The following is a 16135-nucleotide window of genomic DNA, read 5'->3' as shown; positions in this document are numbered from 1 at the left end:
GTCCGCGCCTCTCTTTAGGGCTAAATCAACGCGCCGCAGGTTTCTCGATCAGCTTCTTCAGGCTGTCACGAGCCGGTTTGCTGTAGCCGTCGCCGCTGCCCGAAGGCTGCTGCTCGGTATCAGCTTGATCATCATCTGGTTTGTTTTTCTTGAATCTCTTCAAGATGGTGTTCTCGGGGTCGTCAGGCAAGAGGGACATCAGCCAATCCCCGGTTCCCTGGAGCACCACGCGGGACTTGGCCCCTGAGACCCAGTCCGGGCGCTGCTTGTCCGGCACCAGCCAGGTGAAGAACAGGAAGGCGACCACCACGATCAAAAGCCCGCGAGCCAGGCCAAACAGGAAGCCGAGGGTGCGGTCCAGCGCGCCGATGCGCGAATCCAGGATCATGTCGGAGATCCGGACCGTGATCACGGACACCACGACCAGGGTACCGATGAACACGCCGGCGACCACGACCACGCTCGCGACGGTGTCGTTGTTGAAATAGGTCTTTGCGGTCGGCAGCAGCTTGGAAAACGAGTACAGCGTCACGATCGCCGCGGTGCCCCAAGCCGCGATCGAGAGGATTTCGCGCATGAAGCCGCGGACCATGGCGAGCAGGCCCGAGATCAGCATCACGCCGAGCAGGATCAGGTCGAGGAGTGTAACTGGCATCGGCTGGTCTGGTCCGCTCGTACGCTCAAAGGGGCTCAGCGAATCGGTGTTTGGCCGCCGCCCTAACTGAAGGCCAGACGACGTTCCCGGCAAGGCCGCAACCACGCAATCCCATGCTGCTTTTGTGACGGCTGTATAGCGGTGGGGGCGCTTGGCGTCACCTCCGGCTAACCCTCTCCACGGCGGAATCTTGCCGGTGTGGCATTTTTCTCCGCCGGCGGGGCCGAGTCGCCGCGGCGGGAGCCCTTGGCGGCGATCTCCGCGACGAGGGTCGTCAGGCTGTTGACCGCGTTCAGGGTCAGTCCGGCGTCACCGCTCGCCTCGCCGCCACGGGCCGATTCGGGCAGCACGGCGCGCTTGAAGCCCAGCTTGGCCGCTTCCTTGAGCCTGGCAGGGGTCTGTGCCACCGGTCGGATGACGCCGGAAAGCGAGATCTCGCCGAAATAAACGGCATCGGTGGGTAACTGCGCATTAACCAGGGACGACACCAGCGCGGCGGCCGCGGCCATATCGGCCGCCGGCTCGTGGATGCGCAGGCCACCCGCGACATTCAGATAGACGTCGTGGCCGGAGAGCTTGACCCCGCAATGGGCTTCCAGCACCGCCAGCACCATCGAGAGCCGGCTCTGGTCCCAGCCGACCACGGCCCGACGCGGGGTGCCGAGCGAGGTCGGCGCCACCAGCGCCTGCAATTCGACCAGGACGGGCCGCGTGCCTTCGATGCCCGCAAAGACTGCGGTGCCGGGCGTGCCGAGATCGCGCTCGGACAGGAACAGCTCGGACGGGTTGGTGACCTCGCGCAGGCCAAGGCCGGTCATCTCGAACACACCGATCTCGTCGGTCGGCCCGAACCGGTTCTTCACGGCGCGCAGGATGCGGAATTGCTGCGAGCCTTCGCCCTCGAAGGACATCACGGCATCGACCATGTGCTCGACCACGCGAGGGCCGGCGATCTGGCCGTCCTTGGTAACGTGGCCGACCAGGATGATGGCCGCGCCGGTCTTCTTGGCGAAACGAATGAGCGCCTGCGCCGAGGCGCGCACCTGCGTCACCGTGCCGGGGGCGGATTCCACCGTGTCGGTCCACATCGTCTGGATCGAGTCGATCACGATCAGCCGCGGCACCGCGCCTTCGGACAATGTCGAGACGATATCTTCCACCGACGTCTCGGCCGCGAGCTGCACCGGCGCATCCGACAGCCCAAGCCGTTCGGCGCGCAGGCGCACCTGGGCAATGGCTTCTTCGCCTGAGATGTAGACGACGCGATGCCCGACGCGCGCCATCAGACTGGTCGCCTGCGTCAGCAAGGTCGATTTTCCGATGCCGGGATCGCCGCCGACCAGCAGCACCGAGCCGCGGACGAAGCCGCCGCCGGTGACACGGTCGAGCTCGGCCATGCCAGAGGAGAAGCGCGGCGCATCCGGGCTTTTGCCGGCGAGGCTCTCCAGCGCAAAGGTCCGGCCCTTGCGCTTGGAGCGGATCGAGACCGGCACGCTACCGGTCGCGTCCTCCTCGGCCAGCGTATTCCACTCGCCGCAGGACTCGCACTTGCCCTGCCAGCGGTTATAGGCCGCGCCGCAGTTCTGGCAGACGAAGGAAAGCGTGTTCTTGGCCATGGGTATGGTGAGTCGGAGGTTATAATTGCGCTGATAGCACGGAACGTTGGGCGGTGCGGGCGTCCGTGAGCGCTTCCATGAGCCCAATTTCGCGCAGCCGATACACCCTTTGTTAGCTCTACGCCGCCGCATCACACCGGACTTTGCCAAATGTTAGCGGACGCGGGTCCAGTTTTGGAACCAAGACGGGGTGGCGGAACGAATGACGGTAATCTTGCGCATATGGCTCGCAGTGAGCATCGCCTGCGGCATTCTTGCGCCGGCCGGCTCGGCTGTTGCGGCCGACGCAAAACCGCTCAACATCGTCTTCGTCAGCCCCGGCAAGACCGGCGAGGTCTATTGGGACATGGTCGCGCAGACCATGCAGGCCGCCGGCCGCAAGCTCAACGCCAAGGTCGAGGTGCTGACCAGCGAGCGCAACTACCGCACCATGCAGGAGCTCGGCCTCGGCGTGGTCGCCCGCGCAGACAAGCCCGACTTCCTCATTCTCTCGAACGAAGAGTCCGCCGCCGTTCCGATCCTGGAGGCCGCCGACGCCGCGGGCATCAAGACGCTGCTGCTGTCGAACTCGTTGATTGGCGAGGATGCGAAACGTCTTGGACCGCCGCGCCGCATTCTCAAGAATTGGCTTGGCGACATCACGACTGATCTGACGACCGCAGGCGCGCGGATGGCGAATGCACTGATCGGCGCGGCCCGCAACGAAAAATGGCAAAGTCCTGATGGCAAGATCCACCTGCTCGCGATTGGTGGCGACGAGATCACGCCGGCTTCGATCGCCCGCAATGCCGGCCTCCAGCTCGCGGTCGCAGCCGCGCCTGATGTGGTGCTGGACCGGATGCTGTTCGCCAACTGGACGCAGTCGGAAGCGGAGCAGGTCGCGGCCAATTATCTCGGCTGGGCGCAGCGCAAAGGCATTCGTCCCGCAGGGATCTGGGCGGGCAACGACCCGATGGCACTGGGCGCGCTTAAGGCTGTCGCGGCCGCCGGCATCACGCCAGGCGAGCAGATTCAGGTGGTGGGCCTCAACTGGTCGGAAGACGCGCTGCGCGAAATCAAGGCCGGCCGCCTGCTGCTGACCGATGGCGGCCACTTCCTGCTTGGCGGCTGGTCGATCGTGCTGCTCCGCGATTTTGCCGACAGTTGCGATTTCGCGGCCACCTCGCCCCATGTCGAGGTCAAGACGTCGGCGATCACGCGCGACAATCTCGCCTCCGTCGCGACGCTGATCTCCACGCATGCCTTCGATCGGATCGACTTTGCGCAATTCAGGGCCAAGGCAGGACGCTGCGGCCAATATGACTTCTCTGTGGAGGCTCTGATCTCCTCAATATCGCGTCCTGGCGGCGCCGGTGAATGATGCGGGACGCTGACCGGATGAACGGCCCGAACAAGCCCGCACCATCACGCTCGGTCGTTCGCGCGATGATCTGGGCGACCGTTCCCGTGCTGCTGCTGGTGCAGCTGCTCGCTTCGGCCGGCGTCGAAGTCTCGAGCTTCTGGGCGCAGATCAGGCAGCTCGATGCACGCATTGCCCGCGTCGCCGAGAGCCGCGCCGAGCTGATCGCCGAGCCGCTCTGGAAGATGCGCTACGACCAGGTCACGGGCGTGCTCAACGAGATCATGCATGACGAGACCATTGCGGCCGCCGCCGTCTACGACGACACCGGCGCCGTGATCGCCCGCGTGGTGGCGCGGCCCGAGGTTCAGTCGCTCACGGAAGTCTCGCGCCCGATCAAATACAGCAACGGCAACATGGCCGTTCAGGCCGGTCGCATCGTGATCGCCTATTCCTACGCGACCTTGTATATGGACGCCGGCAGCAGGCTGGGGTTGCTTCTCGTCGTCGGCCTGCTCGCAACGCTTGCGACCGTGATCGCGATGCGGATCTCCGCCAACATCTTCATCGGCAAACCGCTGGCCGCGATGATGTCGGCGATCCAGCGCAGCAAGCAGGACAGCCGCGCCTATCCCGCCGATGTCAAATCGTCCAACGAATTCGGCCAGCTCGCGATCGCCTTCAACGCGATGCAGCACACGACCTCGGGCGCGCTCGACCGGCTCGGCCATATGGCCGAGCACGATCCGCTGACGGGGCTGCCCAACCGCCGCACCCTGTCCGAGCGTCTGGTGACATTGAGCCGGGATGCAGGTGCTCCGGATGCGCTGATCGCGTTCTGCTTCATCGATCTCGACGATTTCAAGGGCATCAACGACACCTTTGGTCACGACGGCGGCGACAAATTCCTGGTCCATATCTCGGAGCGGCTTCGTGGCACGGTCGAAGCCCAAGATTGGGTCGCGCGGCTCGGCGGCGACGAATTCGTGGTTATCAGGCCCGAGGTCGGCGATGAAGCGGTCGCGCAAGGCTTCGCGCGGCAATTGCTGGACGCGATCTCCGAGCCGATCATGCTGCATGACAAGCAGGTGGTGCCGCGCGCCAGCATCGGCCTTGCCGTGCGGCGTGCCGGCGATCCTGAATTGTCGCACTTGCCGGCGCTCGCCGACATCGCGCTCTATCACGCCAAGAGCAAGGCGCCCGGCACCGTCGCGGTGCTCGACGAGGCGCTCCAACACGACTATCGTCGCCGCAGGGATCTGGAGCTTGCCATTCCCACTGGCTTCTCCGAGGAGCACTTCGAGGTCTGGTATCAGAGCCAGGTCGACCTCGTGACCCGGGACGTCATCGGCCTGGAGGCGCTCATTCGCTGGCGCCATCCCGATCACGGCGTGATCGGCCCCGGCGAATTCCTGCCGCTGATCGAGCGCAGCGGCAACAATGCGCGCCTGACGCGCTACGTGCTGACCGACGCCTGCCGCGCGCTGCAACGCCTCGCAGCCGCCGGCGCGCCGCAGATACGGATCGCGATCAATTTGCCGCCGTCGGAGCTCGCCGACCATTCGCTCGCCGCCTGCTTGCGCGAGACCTGCGAGCGGTTCGGTGTTGCGCCCTCGTCGCTCGAGCTCGAGATCACGGAAGGGTCGCTGATCAACAACATCGCCAGCGCATCCGACACGCTGCGCCGGCTGCGGCGGCTGGGGGCGACCATTGCGCTCGATGATTTCGGCACTGGCTACAGCTCGCTTGCGCATCTCAGGCGATTTCCGCTCGACAAGGTCAAGATCGACAAGGCGTTCATTCGCGAAATCCCCGAAAGCGCCGAGGACAAGGCGATTGTCGGCGTCATCGCCTCGCTCGCGGGAACGCTCGGGCTGACGCTGGTCGCGGAAGGCATCGAACGGGACGAGCAGGCGCAGGCGATGCGCGAGATGGGCGTGAGACTTGGCCAGGGCTTTCTGTTCCACAAGCCGCAGCCGCTTGATGCCGTGCTGCACCAGCTTGCGGAAGTTGGCGGCGGCGAGCACATGCTCGCCGACAGCCCGTCGATCGCGCCCGAATTCGCCTGAGCGCTACGGCTGCGTCGCGTTCCAGAGCATCGAGAGCCCGGCGGCGATCATGATGGCATCCATCACCAGCCGAAACATCTCCGGTTTCAGGTGCAGCACGAAGCGCTTGGCGACGAAGGCGCCTGCCATCAGCGAGGAGCCTGCGATCAGGCCCTTGATGAAGACCTCCTGCGTCAGCGCGCCGAAGCGCTCGAACGTCACCGACTTCGCGAAATAGAGGCCAAGCGAGGCAGCGGCCTCGGTCGCGAGAAAGGCGCCCCGGGAGAGACCGTAGAACAGGAACAGCGGCACGCTGAGCGGACCCGTCGAGACCACGATGCCGGTGAGATATCCGATGATCGCACCGCCGACGCAGAGGTGCCAGAGATTGGCCTTGAGGTCGTGCCGCGCCAGCCAGTGCCGCACCGGCACCATCGCGATCAGGAAGATGCCGATGGCAAGGTCGACGGCGTGTGAGGGCAAGGCGAGCAGCGTCCGTGCGCCCAGCACCGCGGCCGGAATACCCGTGATCGAATAGGCCAGGCATGCCCGCCAGTCGACCTCGCGCCACCACGCCAGAATCCGCGAAAAATTAGCCATCACCGAGGCGACCGCCATGATCGGCACGGCCTCTTTCGGCCCATAGGCATAGACCAGGACCGGCATCAACATGATCGACGAGCCCGTGCCGACGATGCCGGAAATGGTGCCTGGGATCAGACCGACGCTGAGGACGAAGAGGAAGGCCAAGGGAGGCTCGCTCCGGGACTCGGATGATGACGGGTTGCCGATCCGTGCTTGCTGCTCGCGGTGCACAGGGAGTCGTCTATGGTGACATTCTGCCAGTGTTTTGCCCGACAAGTCAAATTCTAATTCGAAATAACCGAAATTACTTGATCTGGCAGGCGTCGGCTACTGTGCATGGGGTTGTTTTTCATGATTTGTCTGGGAGCGAGTACTGCTGACAGCATGTTGGCAGCAGGGGCGGGCTACGACCACCTCCTGACAAAACGGGGAGCGGATCATGCCGGTCGAGGCAAGCTGTCATTGCGGTGAGACGGTGTTCGAGGTGACAGAGGCGCCTGCGAGCGTGACGCGTTGCACGTGCTCGCTCTGCGCCAAACGCGGCGCGCTGTGGGCCTACTACACGCCGGCGCAGTTTCGCCTGCTGTCGCCCCCCGACAACGTCGCGACCTATTTGTGGGGGAGCCGCACCGTCAAGCATCACTACTGCGCGAATTGCGGCTGTGGCACGTTCTCGGAATCGCCGGACTGGTCGACTGGAAAGCCCGACTTCGAGAACCCCAAGGTCGGCGTCAACGCGCGTCTGTTCGACGATTTCGATCTCGATGCGGTGCCGGTGAACGTGATCGACGGCAAGAATTTGTGGTGAGGGCGATCGCCTTGCTTATTTCAGCACTACCCAGGCCGGCGCGTGATCGCTCGCGCCGTCCTCGCCCCGAACCTTCTTGTCCACGCCGGCCTTGGCCAGGCGCGAGACGAGGGCAGGGCTCAGCAGCAGATGATCAAGCCGCAAGCCTGCATCGCGCGGCCAGCGGTTTCGCTTGTAATCCCAGAACGTGTAGATGCGCGTGTCTCCATGCAGCTCGCGGATCGCATCGCACCAGCCTTGCTCGACGAGCGAGGCGTACGCCGCGCGGCTCTTCGGCTGGATCAGCGCATCCTTGTCCCACGAACGCGTCGGATAGATGTCGATGTCGGTGGGCGCAACGTTGTAGTCGCCGGCAAGCACCACGGGCAGATCCTGCTTGAGGAAGGTCCTGGCGTGGCGCTTCAGCCGGGCGAACCAGTCGAGCTTGTAATCGAATTTCGGCCCCGGTTGCGGATTGCCGTTCGGCAGGTAGATGCTGGTGACGATGATGCCGCGCACGGCAGCCTCGATGTAGCGCGCCTCGTGATCGTCGGGCCGTCCCGGCAGCCGGTCGCGCGTCAGTACAGGCTCGGCATTGCGGGCGAGGATGGCGACGCCGTTCCAGGTCTTTTGTCCGCGCCAGACGGCGCCATAGCCGGCTTTTTCGATCGCGGCCGCCGGAAATTCGCCATCACTTGCCTTCAATTCCTGAAGCGCGACGACATCGGGCTTCGCCGCGCGCATCCATGCGAGCAGATTGGGCAGGCGGCGGTTGATGTTGTTGATGTTGAATGTCGCAATCTTCATGTAGAGCTGATCGCCTCGTACGTCCCCACACCGGAGATACAATGTCCAAGTTGAGCTTTGCCGCTATCGCATTCGTCGTCGCACTCTCCGGGGCCGCCTCGGCACAATCGGCCGATCCGCGCGGCGCGTGCAAGGCGGATTACGACAAATTCTGCGCCGGCATCGCGCCGGGCGGCGGCAAGATCATCGCCTGCCTGAACGCCAAGCGCGACCAGCTCAGCGCGACCTGCAAGGCGGCGCTCGACAGCCGCAAGAAGTAAGCGGCGAGACGCTCAGCTCGGCAGCGGCGGCGGGGCCGGCGGCTGCTCGAGTGGCGGCGGGGAGGCCGGCTGGTCCGCGGCCTTGGCGGGTTCCGGCTTCACCAGCGGCTCGACCACGTTGCCACCCTTGTAGACGCGGGCGTAGCGGTGGCCGAGGCTGGTCAGCACCTCGTAGCCGATCGTGCCGAAATGATGGGCGAGCTCGTCGACGGTGATGCCCTCGCCGAGCAGCGTGACCATGTGGCCGCGGCGGGCCGCGTTCGGTGGCAGATCGGTGATGTCGATCGCGATCAGGTCCATCGAGATGCGTCCGGCGACCGGGCAGCGCTTGCCGGCGACGATCACCTCGGCGCCGCGGGTTCCATCATTGGAGCTGGCGGCGCGGAAATAGCCGTCGGCATAGCCGACTGCGATGATCGCAAGCCTGGTCGGCCGCCGTGCGGACCAGGTGCCGCCGTAGCCGACCGTCTCACCGCGCTCGATCGAGCGGGTCTGCACGATGCGCGCCTTGAGGTCGACCACCTGTTGCATCGGATTGTCGGCCTCCGGCGTCGGATTGACACCGTAGAGCGCGGCGCCCGGCCGCACCATGTCGAACTGGAATGGCGCGCCGAGGAAGATGCCGGATGAATTGGCGAGCGCCGCCGGCACGCCGGAGAATTCGCTGGCGATGCCGCGGAAGGCCGCGAGTTGTTTTGCGTTGATCGGGCTGTTGAGCTGCTCGGCCGAGACCAGATGGCTCATCACCAGCGTGATGCCGTGATCGCCAGCATTGATGCGGGGGATGATGGCCTGCGCTTCCGATAGCGTCAGCCCGAGCCGGTTCATGCCGGTGTCGATGTGGATGGCGGCGCCGCCGGACCAGCCGGTGCGGCGGCAGAACACGTCCCATTCGGCGAGCTCGTTGAGATCGCCGATCACCGGACGGCAATTGATCTTGGCGTAGTGCTCGCCGGTGTTCTGGAAATAGCCGCCGAGCACGTAGATCGTGGCATCAGGCACCGCTGCGCGCGCGGTGCGGGCCTCCTCGATGGTGGCGACGAAGAAGGTCTTGCAGCCCGCCTTGTTGAGCGCCTGCGCGACCTGCGCAGTGCCGCAGCCATAGGCATCGGCCTTGATCACCGCCGAGCACTCGGCCGGCACGGCGGTCTTCTCGAGCTTGCGCCAGTTGGCGATGATGGCGTCGAGATCGACGGTAAGCACGCCGCCATAGGCAGCGAGTGCGGCAGCCTGGTTGGCTTCCGCGGAGAGAAGGCCGGATTGCGGGATCATGTTCGGGTCGGACGCCAATGTCATGGCGCCGTTTTACGCGAAGAGGCAGGGCCGGTTCAAGGAACTCAGTAGTCGTCGCCGCCGCGAGCCGGCACCTGACTGTCTGGCGCGAGGTCGCCGAACCTTGTGACCGAAGCTTCGAACGCCAAATCGACGGTGCCGGTCGGGCCGTGGCGCTGCTTGCCGATGATGACCTCGGCCTTTCCGTGGGCAAGGCTCATGTCAAGCTGCCACTTCTCGTGTTCAGGTGTGCCCGGGCGGGGCTCCTTCATCGCGAGGTAATATTCCTCGCGGTACACGAACAGGACGACGTCGGCGTCCTGCTCGATCGATCCGGATTCACGCAAGTCGGAGAGCTGCGGCCGTTTGTCGTCGCGAGATTCGACCTGGCGTGAGAGCTGGGACAGCGCGATAACGGGAACATTGAGTTCCTTGGCGAGGGCCTTCAGGCTGGTCGTGATCTCCGTGATTTCCTGCACGCGGCTATCGCTGGCGCGCTTGCTCGAGCCGGAGAGCAGCTGGATGTAGTCGATCACGAGAAGGTCGAGACCCTTCTGTCGCTTCAGACGGCGCGCGCGCGCCATCAGTTGCGCGATCGACAGGCCACCAGTCGCGTCGACATAGAACGGCAGCGATTGCAGCTCGATCGAGACCTCCCGGATCTTGTCGAAATCGGCTTCCGAGATGCCGCCGCGGCGGATGTGGGAGGAGGGAACGCCGGTGCGCTCGGCCACGATACGCGTGGCGAGCTGGTCGGCCGACATTTCGCAGGAGAAGAAACCGATCACGCCGCCGTTGGCGGCCTTGGTGGTGCCGTCGGCCTGGAGCTCCGGAACGTAGGCTCGCGCGACATTGTAGGCGATGTTGGTCGCCAGCGAGGTCTTGCCCATACCGGGACGGCCCGCGACGATGATGAGGTCGGAGTGCTGCAGGCCGCCCATCTTGGTGTCGAGGTCGCGCATGCCCGTTGAAATTCCGGACAGCTTTCCGTCGCGCTGGAACGCCTTGGCCGCGAGGTCGACCGCGACCGCCAACGCCTGCGAGAATTTCTGGAAGCCGCCGTCGTACCGGCCGGACTCGGCAAGCTCGTAGAGCTTTCGCTCGGCGTCCTCGATCTGCGCCCGCGGCTGGAAGTCGACCGGGGCGTCATAAGCGACATTGACCATGTCCTCGCCGATGCCGATCAGGTCACGCCGCAGGGACAGGTCGTAGACGGTGCGCCCATAGTCCTGGGCGTTGATGATGGTGGTCGCTTCGGCCGCGAGCCGCGCCAGGTATTGGCCGATGGTCATGCCGCCGACGTCGGTGTCGGCGGGCAGGAACGTCTTCAACGTGACGGGCGTGGCGATCTTGCCCATCCGGATCAGGCTGCCGGCGGTCTCGAAAATGGTCTGGTGCAGCGGCTCGAAGAAATGCTTCGATTCCAGGAAGTCGGAGACCCGGTAGAAGGCGTCGTTGTTGACCAGGATCGCGCCCAGAAGGCTCTGTTCCGCCTCGATATTGTGCGGCGCGCTCCGATAAGCGGGAGTGCCGGGCTCGGGCGCGAGTTTGAGGACGTTCGAATCAGTCAGGGCCATGGTCGAGCGATAGCAATTTTCTGCGGCGGATGCGGGGCCGGGATAAAGCGCCGCCGCAAGCCAAAGCGGAAGCTAAAACTTCGTCTCTATCAACCGATCTTAAAAGCGGTGGATGATTGGCGGCCTCGGCATTCGCCGCGCTTGACGGATTTTCACGGAACCCGAGGCCAGACCCGAAGTGGCCGCGATCGCGCCACGGAAAAATCCGGATGAGGTGAACCTAATGAATTGAGCCGCAGACCTATTTGCAAGGGGCGCCAAACGATGCGCTGGCGTTTTTCGATGCGGGATCAGACCAGCAGGAGATAAATCAGCGCAAGCAGGGCCGCGCCGACGCCGGTGGCGATCAGGGCGTAGTCGGTGCGGAGATCGTCCTGGACGTCGAATGAGGTTTGGGTCTGCTTTCTCATGGGTGATGGTCTAAGGCAGCGCTGTCGAGAGGAATGTGAACCAGATCACATCTCCCCGGATTCTTTCGGGGGTAGGACAAGGAACAGGCGGGTGACCCGGGGATTATCCCCACCCACCTCACGGGAGACGAGGCACGCGATGCGGCCAGAACGGCAGCAGCAGATCTGGCGAAGCGAGGCAGGTAGCCGGTTGTGGCTGTCCGGGCTGATCGCGGCCATGCAGGATGTCGAACGGCCAGAAATCCGGCGTCGGCCAGTCGCACCCGAGGTCATCGTGGCGTTCAGGGCGCAACTGGCGTTAACGGCATCTTTCCGGGTATCGCCGATTTCCACGCTTCGTCACTAGAACTCATTCACCGGCAAGCTGCAGCTTCGGCCGGGCGCCGCCCTCAACGGCGCGCAGCCGGGCTTCCTCATGCGCGATATAATCGCGGGTCATCGGCACGACACCCTGGCGCTTGGTCAGCTGGATCTGGAAGTTCATCATGGCCTGCTTGCGGAACGTCATCTCGCATGCGGCGAGATAGAATTCCCACATCAAGGCGAAGCGCTCGTCATAAAGCTGCACGGCTTCCTCGCGCCGCGCCATGAAGCGCTCCCGCCAGGCCTTCAGCGTCTCGGCGTAGTGCATCCGCAGAATCTCGATGTCGCAGACCAATAGCCCGGCGTTCTCGATCGCGGGCAACACCTCCGAGAGAGACGGGATGTAGCCGCCGGGGAAGATGTATTTGGCGATCCAGGGATTGGTCGAATCCGGTCCCTGCGAGCGGCCGATCGAGTGCAGCAACATGACGCCGTCGTCGCTCAGCAGCTCGGCGCAGCGCTGGAAGTAAGTGTCATAAAACCTGGCTCCGACATGCTCGAACATGCCAACCGACGCGATACGGTCGAACGGCCCGTCGATGTCGCGATAGTCCTGGAGCAGGAAGCGCGCCTGATGCGTCAGACCCTTCTCGGCGGCGCGCGTATTCGCCACCTGCAACTGCTCGGTCGACAGCGTCACGCCGGTCACGTCGGCGCCTGCGATCTCGGCGAGATAGAGACCGAGCCCACCCCAGCCCGATCCGATGTCGAGCACGCGCTGGCCGGGCTTGACCAGCAGCTTTGCACTGACATGCCGCTTCTTGGCGAGCTGCGCGTCGTCGAGCGTGGCGTCCGGCGTCTCGAAATAGGCGCAGCTATATTGCTTGTCGGCGTCGAGGAAGAGCGAATAGAGCCGCGCGTCGAGATCATAGTGATGCGCGACATTGCTGCGCGAGCGCGTCCGCGGATTGAACTGTCTCAGATGCCGGACGAGATAGCGCAGGTGCCACCAGGGTTTTGCCCAGCGCGGCAACAGGTCGGCCTGATCGAGCAGAATCGCGAGGGCGTCAGCTATGTTGCCACGCTCGACGACGAACTCGCCGTTCATATAGGCCTCGCCAAGCCCGAGCTCGGGATTGATGAGGATCTTTCGCTCTGCGTCTGATGTCACGAAGCGTACCGCAATCGGCTCGCCCGAGCCGTCGCCGGCAGTGAATTTCGATCCCGTTGCCGTGGTCACGGTCAGCGACCCCCGGCGAATGAATTGAGACAGGAATCTAAGCAACAATCGGTCCATCCACACCTTCCTCTCGAGCGAACCCGAAGAGATGCGACTATCCCGGCCTTTAGTTCTGACGCTCAGGGTCCCGCTCGGTTCCTATGCGTTTGCATCTAAATCTGGGGAGGGCGTTTGCGTGCCGCTATTGCGTTGTGTTCACGGCAGATATTCCCGAGGCGCTTAATCACATCCTTGCGCCTGGAGCCTGCTTCCATTCGCAGCGCAATCGGCTAAAAGGTGACCGCCGCCGCGCCTTACGCCGGCCGTATCTGTCGGATTTCAATGGAGATGATGGGAATGTCGAGCCGAGCGCTCAGCCTCGCCACGGTGCTGTTTCTGATCGGCTTCGGCGCCTCCGATGCCGTTCTGGCGCAGGCGACGAACCTCGAGGCCGGCAAGGCCCCATCGCAGATTTTCGCGCAGACTTGCAATGCCTGCCACAAGAGCCCGCGGGGGCTGTTGAAGACGGTGGCGCCGGGCTCGCTCCCGGGCTTCCTGCGTCAGCACTACACCACCAGCCCCGACATGGCCGGCGTGCTGGCCTCTTACCTCGTCTCCAATGGTGCTGCCGACACGCGCTATCAGGCCAAGGACGGGAAGGACGGCAAGGAGAAAAAGGACGGCGCCCGGGAGAGGGACGCCAATACGAATCCCGGACAGCCGCCCGAGCATCAGGGCCGCCGCCAGCGGCAGGAAGCCACCAGGCCGGACGGCGAGGGCGCTCCGACGACCCCGGCGCCTGAGGGCCGCCAGAAGCGCGCCGCGCGACCGAGCGAAGAGGGTGCCAAGGAAGGTGCGAAGCCCGAGGCGACCACCGAACAACCGCCCGAGGGCCGCAAGGGCAAGGGCAAGCGCATGAGCAAGCGCGCCAAGCCGGAGACGGAAGAGACGGCCGCGCCAAAGACCGAGTCGAAATCCGAGCCCAAGGTTGAGCCGAAGATCGAACCCAAGATTGAACCGAAGTCCGAACCGAAGAGCGAGAGCGCGAAGGTCGACTCCGAGTCCAAGCCCGAAAGCGGCAAGCCGACGGAGAAGCCGGCAGAGGCCAAGCCTGACAACAGTGTCAAGGTCGAGCCGAGCGCCAGCGAGACGCCCGCTCTGCGCCCTGATCCGGTGCCGCAAGTGACACCGGCTCCGCCGGCCGCCGCCAAGCCGGCTGAACCGGCTGCGCCCAAGCCCGCGGAAGCGGCCGTTGCCAAACCGGCCGAGCCCGCGCCAAGCGCCGAGCCGCCGGCCAAGGCGGCAGAGCCCGCGCCGTCCGCGCCCGCCGCGGCCCCATCGCCCGCACCGGCCGAGTCCTCCGGTCCGCCGGCGCCGCCGATCTCGCGCTAGGCAGCACGCTCCCCGTCGATCTCGCAAGGCCGCGCCCGGCGCGGCCTTCGTCGTCTTGACCGCTCGCCTCGATCGCGATGCCGAGCGAGGATGTCGGTGCAGAAACGAAAAGCCCGGCCGCCTGAGGCAGCCGGGCTTCGCAGCCTTGCGTAAAAGCGAGCTTACTTCTCTTCCGCAGCCGGGGCCGGCTCGACCTCGTCGTGCTGGGCTTCCGGATCGAAGAACTCGCCGGCAGCGGCGATCGCCTCGGCGGCGGCGTCGCGGTCTTCGTTGCGGGTGGAGATGTCTTCGCCGCGGTTGATGCGCTCGGCCTCATCCTGGCTGCGCGCAACGGTGACGGTGACCTCGACCTCGACCTCGGGATGAACGGCAACAGTGATGCTGTGCTTGCCGATGGTCTTGATCGGAGCATCGAGCTGCACCTGCGGACGGGCGAGGCTGACGCCATCGGCTTCGAAGGCGGCGACCACGTCACGCACGGTGACCGAGCCGAACAGCTGGCCGGCTTCGGAGGCCTGACGGATCACGATGATGTTCTTGCCCTGGATCTTCTCGGCGACCTTGGACGCTTCGCCCTTCGAGGCGAGGTTGCGAGCCTCGAGGTCGGCCTTCATGCCGTCATACCTGGCGCGGTTATCCGCGGTGGCGCGCAGCGCCTTGCCGCGCTTGAGCAGGAAATTGCGGGCATAGCCGTCGCGAACCTTCACGACTTCGCCCATCTGGCCGAGCTTGCTCACGCGTTCCAGCAAAATGACTTCCATATTCGTTCTCCTTTGAAGTGCTCTGGGTTTTTCAGTTTCGGGTTGAACTCAAGAGGTCGGCAATGGCGGCGGCTGCCGGCTGCGCAGGAAGCGCTCGCGGAAGCCGAACACGGCATCCGCAAGCCCCAGGATCACCATCGCGATCACTGGCCAGCCGAACACGACGACGACGGCATAGGTTGATCCGAGCCAGAAGGTGCGGCTCTTGAGCGCGAGCGTCAGCGTGTGCAGCACGGCGAAGCCGGTCAGCGCGTAAGCCATCATCAACGCCGCGGTGGTGATCTGCGCGACGATTGCGACCAGGCCGCCGGTGAAGCAGAAGGCAAGCGCGATGCAGAGCACCGCGAGCGTCATCGGCGGCAGTTCGGCCGTTTTCATATCCGGCCAGGGGCGGCGTAACCGGCCCGATGTCGCCGTCACCTTGGCGCTGAGCCAAAGGTTGAGCGTGAGCGTCATCATCGAGACGACGGCGGCAGCAGCCGGCGCGATGCGGACCAACGCATCGATGAACTGGTCGGCCTCGCCCGTGGCCTGCGGATCGGTGGCGTGGAGGATGCGCGTCAAGCCGCGGCGCAGCGTTCCGGTGATCGTGTCAGCGTCGGTGCCGAGCGTGAGCAGGGCGGCGAGCGTGGTCAGCGTGGCGAAGCCCGCGATCCACAACAGGATGCGGCCGACCGGATACCATTCGATTTCGGGCTCGGCTGGTGCAGCAACGGCTGCGTCAGGCGTGATGCTCGCCACCTGCCGACCGAGCAAGACGAGATGGCCGAGCCACCAGGCCGGCAATGCGACGGTGACGGCAAAGGCGAGGCAATAGGGCAGGCCAAAGATCGCGCCCAGGCCCACGGCGGCAGCGATTCCGCCGAGGCTAGCGTAGAGCGGCCCCCAGCCGATCGCGGCGACCATCAGCGGCAGTGGTGCGAGATAGAACAGGACGAGCGAGATCAGCGCGCCCGACACGATCGAGGCGAACATCAGGGCCGACGCAGCGCCGGCGATCAGGGCTATCAGTCCAAATACCATCATCAGCTGTCCCGCTCCCTTCGAGCGGTTAGAGGCGTCTGCCCCAACCATCGGCGACCGGGACGATCCGGAAGCCTTATG

Annotated in this window: 14 protein-coding genes; 5 read left to right on the top strand and 9 right to left on the bottom strand. The window is 64.8% G+C overall.

Going from position 1 to position 16135, the window contains the following annotated elements; all coding sequences use genetic code 11:
* Positions 1 to 25 precede the first annotated feature (25 nt).
* Both XH91_RS20405 and radA read right to left on the bottom strand, forming a co-directional pair.
* Positions 26 to 655, bottom strand: coding sequence for a CvpA family protein (locus XH91_RS20405; protein WP_128952228.1), 630 nt, complete (start codon positions 653 to 655; stop codon positions 26 to 28).
* Between the two features lie 167 nt (positions 656 to 822).
* Entirely contained in the window at positions 823 to 2271 is a 1449-nt protein-coding gene (gene radA, locus XH91_RS20400; protein ID WP_128952227.1) for a DNA repair protein RadA, read from the bottom strand.
* 202 nt (positions 2272 to 2473) lie between these two features.
* On the opposite strand from radA, the gene XH91_RS20395 reads away from it, so the two are divergent.
* A complete protein-coding gene (locus XH91_RS20395) occupies positions 2474 to 3631 on the top strand; it encodes an ABC transporter substrate-binding protein (RefSeq protein WP_164934180.1) in 1158 nt (385 codons plus the stop codon).
* Positions 3628 to 5679: a putative bifunctional diguanylate cyclase/phosphodiesterase gene (locus tag XH91_RS20390; RefSeq protein WP_430648524.1), complete on the top strand. Its 2052-nt coding sequence runs from the start codon at positions 3628 to 3630 to the stop codon at positions 5677 to 5679. The genes XH91_RS20395 and XH91_RS20390 overlap by 4 nt, the downstream gene beginning before the upstream one ends.
* 3 nt (positions 5680 to 5682) lie before the next feature.
* Here XH91_RS20390 and XH91_RS20385 read toward each other — a convergent pair whose 3' ends face one another.
* Complete coding sequence (locus tag XH91_RS20385; RefSeq protein ID WP_128952225.1) at positions 5683 to 6408, bottom strand: sulfite exporter TauE/SafE family protein; 726 nt, start codon at positions 6406 to 6408, stop codon at positions 5683 to 5685.
* A 274-nt stretch (positions 6409 to 6682) separates the two neighbouring features.
* On the opposite strand from XH91_RS20385, the gene XH91_RS20380 reads away from it, so the two are divergent.
* A complete protein-coding gene (locus tag XH91_RS20380) occupies positions 6683 to 7051 on the top strand; it encodes a GFA family protein (protein WP_128952224.1) in 369 nt (122 codons plus the stop codon).
* A 15-nt stretch (positions 7052 to 7066) separates the two neighbouring features.
* Here the strand turns inward: XH91_RS20380 and XH91_RS20375 are convergent, their stop codons facing one another.
* The gene (locus tag XH91_RS20375; RefSeq protein WP_128952223.1) at positions 7067 to 7837 is read right to left on the bottom strand and encodes an exodeoxyribonuclease III; all 771 of its coding nucleotides are present in this window, start codon (positions 7835 to 7837) and stop codon (positions 7067 to 7069) included.
* 41 nt (positions 7838 to 7878) lie between these two features.
* On the opposite strand from XH91_RS20375, the gene XH91_RS20370 reads away from it, so the two are divergent.
* Positions 7879 to 8097, top strand: coding sequence for a cysteine rich repeat-containing protein (locus XH91_RS20370; protein ID WP_128952222.1), 219 nt, complete (start codon positions 7879 to 7881; stop codon positions 8095 to 8097).
* A gap of 12 nt (positions 8098 to 8109) precedes the next feature.
* Here XH91_RS20370 and alr read toward each other — a convergent pair whose 3' ends face one another.
* The 3 genes from alr to XH91_RS20350 form a co-directional block, all read right to left on the bottom strand.
* A complete protein-coding gene (gene alr / locus XH91_RS20365; RefSeq protein ID WP_164934184.1) occupies positions 8110 to 9387 on the bottom strand; it encodes an alanine racemase in 1278 nt (425 codons plus the stop codon).
* 47 nt (positions 9388 to 9434) lie between these two features.
* Positions 9435 to 10946, bottom strand: coding sequence for a replicative DNA helicase (locus tag XH91_RS20360; RefSeq protein ID WP_128952220.1), 1512 nt, complete (start codon positions 10944 to 10946; stop codon positions 9435 to 9437).
* A gap of 759 nt (positions 10947 to 11705) precedes the next feature.
* The gene (locus tag XH91_RS20350) at positions 11706 to 12956 is read right to left on the bottom strand and encodes a cyclopropane fatty acid synthase (RefSeq protein WP_164934181.1); all 1251 of its coding nucleotides are present in this window, start codon (positions 12954 to 12956) and stop codon (positions 11706 to 11708) included.
* A gap of 279 nt (positions 12957 to 13235) precedes the next feature.
* Between XH91_RS20350 and XH91_RS20345 the strand changes: the two genes are divergently transcribed.
* Positions 13236 to 14270, top strand: a complete 1035-nt coding sequence (locus tag XH91_RS20345; protein ID WP_164938298.1) for a hypothetical protein — start codon at positions 13236 to 13238, stop codon at positions 14268 to 14270.
* A gap of 161 nt (positions 14271 to 14431) precedes the next feature.
* Here XH91_RS20345 and rplI read toward each other — a convergent pair whose 3' ends face one another.
* The gene (gene rplI / locus XH91_RS20340) at positions 14432 to 15031 is read right to left on the bottom strand and encodes a 50S ribosomal protein L9 (protein ID WP_128952217.1); all 600 of its coding nucleotides are present in this window, start codon (positions 15029 to 15031) and stop codon (positions 14432 to 14434) included.
* A 48-nt stretch (positions 15032 to 15079) separates the two neighbouring features.
* Positions 15080 to 16057, bottom strand: a complete 978-nt coding sequence (locus XH91_RS20335; RefSeq protein WP_128952216.1) for a DUF2232 domain-containing protein — start codon at positions 16055 to 16057, stop codon at positions 15080 to 15082.
* Positions 16058 to 16135 lie beyond the last annotated feature (78 nt).

It is taken from the genome of Bradyrhizobium guangzhouense, from assembly GCF_004114955.1.
Lineage (GTDB): Bacteria > Pseudomonadota > Alphaproteobacteria > Rhizobiales > Xanthobacteraceae > Bradyrhizobium > Bradyrhizobium guangzhouense.
This window is presented reverse-complemented; position numbering and strand designations above follow the sequence as displayed.

Coding starts and splice junctions, on each gene's coding strand:
- XH91_RS20405 (WP_128952228.1), bottom strand. CDS start 655: ATGCCAGTTACACTCCTCGACCTGATCCTGCTCGGCGTGATGCTGATC.
- radA (WP_128952227.1), bottom strand. CDS start 2,271: ATGGCCAAGAACACGCTTTCCTTCGTCTGCCAGAACTGCGGCGCGGCC.
- XH91_RS20395 (WP_164934180.1), top strand. CDS start 2,474: ATGACGGTAATCTTGCGCATATGGCTCGCAGTGAGCATCGCCTGCGGC.
- XH91_RS20390 (WP_430648524.1), top strand. CDS start 3,628: ATGATGCGGGACGCTGACCGGATGAACGGCCCGAACAAGCCCGCACCA.
- XH91_RS20380 (WP_128952224.1), top strand. CDS start 6,683: ATGCCGGTCGAGGCAAGCTGTCATTGCGGTGAGACGGTGTTCGAGGTG.
- XH91_RS20375 (WP_128952223.1), bottom strand. CDS start 7,837: ATGAAGATTGCGACATTCAACATCAACAACATCAACCGCCGCCTGCCC.
- XH91_RS20370 (WP_128952222.1), top strand. CDS start 7,879: ATGTCCAAGTTGAGCTTTGCCGCTATCGCATTCGTCGTCGCACTCTCC.
- XH91_RS20360 (WP_128952220.1), bottom strand. CDS start 10,946: ATGGCCCTGACTGATTCGAACGTCCTCAAACTCGCGCCCGAGCCCGGC.
- XH91_RS20350 (WP_164934181.1), bottom strand. CDS start 12,956: ATGGACCGATTGTTGCTTAGATTCCTGTCTCAATTCATTCGCCGGGGG.
- XH91_RS20345 (WP_164938298.1), top strand. CDS start 13,236: ATGTCGAGCCGAGCGCTCAGCCTCGCCACGGTGCTGTTTCTGATCGGC.
- rplI (WP_128952217.1), bottom strand. CDS start 15,031: ATGGAAGTCATTTTGCTGGAACGCGTGAGCAAGCTCGGCCAGATGGGC.
- XH91_RS20335 (WP_128952216.1), bottom strand. CDS start 16,057: ATGATGGTATTTGGACTGATAGCCCTGATCGCCGGCGCTGCGTCGGCC.